This is a genomic window from Microcystis sp. M31BS1 (assembly GCF_020245285.1).
GTDB classification, from domain to species: domain Bacteria; phylum Cyanobacteriota; class Cyanobacteriia; order Cyanobacteriales; family Microcystaceae; genus Microcystis; species Microcystis panniformis.
The window spans coordinates 1-2,559 of record NZ_JADBVE010000107.1; the positions used below are offsets into that span (position 1 = coordinate 1).

Annotated in this window: 2 protein-coding genes and 2 pseudogenes; 3 read left to right on the top strand and 1 reads right to left on the bottom strand. The window is 40.7% G+C overall.

Features of this window, described 5'->3' with window-relative positions:
* Positions 1 to 133, top strand: a pseudogene (locus IM509_RS06085) (IS630 family transposase); the annotation flags it as partial.
* A gap of 342 nt (positions 134 to 475) precedes the next feature.
* Here IM509_RS06085 and IM509_RS06095 read toward each other — a convergent pair.
* A complete protein-coding gene (locus tag IM509_RS06095) occupies positions 476 to 1,051 on the bottom strand; it encodes a hypothetical protein (protein WP_287716702.1) in 576 nt (191 codons plus the stop codon).
* A 456-nt stretch (positions 1,052 to 1,507) separates the two neighbouring features.
* Between IM509_RS06095 and IM509_RS06100 the strand changes: the two genes are divergently transcribed.
* Positions 1,508 to 1,945, top strand: coding sequence for a DUF29 domain-containing protein (locus IM509_RS06100; protein ID WP_052276754.1), 438 nt, complete (start codon positions 1,508 to 1,510; stop codon positions 1,943 to 1,945).
* Positions 1,946 to 2,270: 325 nt separating this feature from the next.
* Positions 2,271 to 2,552, top strand: a pseudogene (locus IM509_RS06105) (IS1/IS1595 family N-terminal zinc-binding domain-containing protein); the annotation flags it as partial.
* Positions 2,553 to 2,559: the final 7 nt, after the last annotated feature.

The following is a 2,559-nucleotide window of genomic DNA, read 5'->3' on the forward strand; positions in this document are numbered from 1 at the left end:
GAACTTTTCTGACTTTTCTTCAGCTATTTATGAATGTCTGAATGATGCCCATCTGAAACATAAAAAAGAACTGGATTCCTTGCTGACTCTACGATTTCAGAAGTTTAATAAATCTCAGATTATGAACGTCTAAAGTATAACCCTAGATACCTAGGGTTGGCTGAAAAAGTTTTTCGTGGGGGCAGGGTGTGGGGTGTGGGGTGTGGGGTTTTACCGATTTTCAGGACGTTCGGCAAGCTCAGTCGAGTGGACAGTGAGCTTGTCGAACCGCCGGGGTCAATTAGCTAATTTTCAGGGAAAAAGTACCTGAATTTTCCCGCCGCTCACTCCCAGTACTGGCACTAAAGCCTTATCCAACAAGGTCTTTAGATTTATTCAACCAGCCCTAATATAGATATTTCTACAAAATTGAGATGCACCCAGTCTGCTGACGATAAATTAGCCGGTCAAAAGACTATGTATTTCTAGAACCGATTTAGGTACGTTTTGTCCAGTATAGACCCACGAATCCCAGGAGAAGTAATCCGGTCGTCAGCGAAGGTTCTGGGACTGAAGCCACATCAGACCACTTAGCGGTAAAGCTGAAGTTATTAACATCAATGGGCTGTGGAAAAGTTAGTGTGAAGTCAAACTTGGAAAGCCCAGCGGTCAAGCCAGCACCCCGGGGATCGTTGAAAGTGATTACACCGCCCGGAAGCATCCTGTATTGCCATGTATATCTAATGAATTCTTCGTCTTCTTTCCCGAAGGCTACGCAGACAATTTTTAGGGGATTGCCTTGTAACTCAACTGCATACTGGCCTGGCGGACAGGCATTGGGGACACTAACGGGATCTGGATTGAAAACAGCAGGATTGGTCAAACTAAAGGAAAAGCTTTTCGCGTTGCCAATGTCAGTACCAGAAGGATTGAATGTACCTGAACCAGACGAAAGTGTGAAGGTTGTGCCATCAAACGCAAAAGAATGGCCGAGGGGATCCACACCGCTGGCACCCCCAGAAAACTCGATATCCTTAGCCTGTACGGACTGACCGAGTAAAACAGATGCCATAGCACATAACAATAGACGGTAATCAAGCATTTTCAGTCAACTCCCTTGAAACTTTATACCATTTTTCTAAAGTAATGGCAGAGATGGTTAATTCCCTCACCCCCAACCCTTCTCCATTTTTGGGAGAAAGGAGTAGAATGTCTGCCACGAATAAAGAAAAATGGTATTACTCTAGATCAATTATGCAATCCATTTTAAGTGAAAATTATAAAATTGCTACCGATCGCAACACATTTTCGTAATTAGTCACAGCAACAAGCCCTATAATTATTTATAGAGTTCTTGCATAATTAATTTTTGAGAGTGCAAAAATGAGAAAAATAGACATAAAATTGCATAACATCCCTAAATAGAGCATTTAATTGATTAATGCTCATTTTTAATTCTCCTGACTCCTGACTACTGGCTACTGACTCCTAACCCCAACAACAATTTTTGATTTTTACAAGAGGTCTTATGTCGTCAACTGCCTACGAAACTGATTATAATCAATGGCTAAAAGAGACGGTAAAACAGTTACGAGAGCGCAATTTTGAGCAGGTAGATTGGGATAATTTAATTGAAGAAATCGAGAGTATGGGGAAAAGTGATAGACGAGCTTTAATGAGTCTGTTAACCCGTCTTATCGAACATCTTTTAAAGCTGGCTTATTGGCAAGAAGAAAAAAAACGGTCAGGTAATCATTGGGCGGCAGAAATAGTCAATTTTCGCGCCCAAATTCAGCATCGTTTAGAAGATAGTCCCAGCTTACGGCCAGAATTAGCGGCTATGTATGATAAAGTTTATCCAGTGGCGATTAAATCAGTTTCTCAGCTTTTTTACCTCAATTCAGACGCTCATATATCCCTAGAACAAATATTAGATGATAATTGGTTTCCCTCGGCTGAAAAATAGTTCTTCATTAGGAGTAAGTAGTCGTGCAAAATTAATTTCCTAGTGAAGATAGGCAAGAGGCAAGGGGCAAGAGGCAAGAGGTGGTTAGATATGTGTAATTAATTTTGCTTAGGTACTTAATACTAAATCCGTTGAGTATAGGCTAGTTATGAAAGACAAAGATATAAATTTGCTTGCGGACTTTGCCGACCATAGCCAGTTGAAGTATAGGTAATGATTCGGTAGTAGTGGCGTAGCTCTCTTGCTTACCTGGTATGAATTGTGTAAAATATTTATGAATAAAAATAATTGGAACCCGCTCAGTCTTTAAACCTCTAGCTTGTTCATGACTTTTCTGATAAATATCTTTTTCTGGCTCCTGTCTGGCTTACTCAAATATCAGTCTAGCACCGAACAAAATCCCCCCTTCACCTCTATTCCCCTGTCCTAATTGTGGTTCTCACCATAGGATCAAGAATGGTTATATTCCTAAGGGAAAACCCAAACGTCAAGGTAAAGAATGTGGTCAACCGTTTGTGATCAATCCCACTAATAAAACCGTCTCTGACGAAACCAAACAATTAATTGATCAACTCTTGCTCGAACGAATTTCCTGACGAGGAATTGCTAGAGTA

Excerpts from the sequence above, each read along its gene's own strand:
- IM509_RS06095 (WP_287716702.1), bottom strand. The coding sequence starts at position 1,051 with ATGGCATCTGTTTTACTCGGTCAGTCCGTACAGGCTAAGGATATCGAG.
- IM509_RS06100 (WP_052276754.1), top strand. The coding sequence starts at position 1,508 with ATGTCGTCAACTGCCTACGAAACTGATTATAATCAATGGCTAAAAGAG.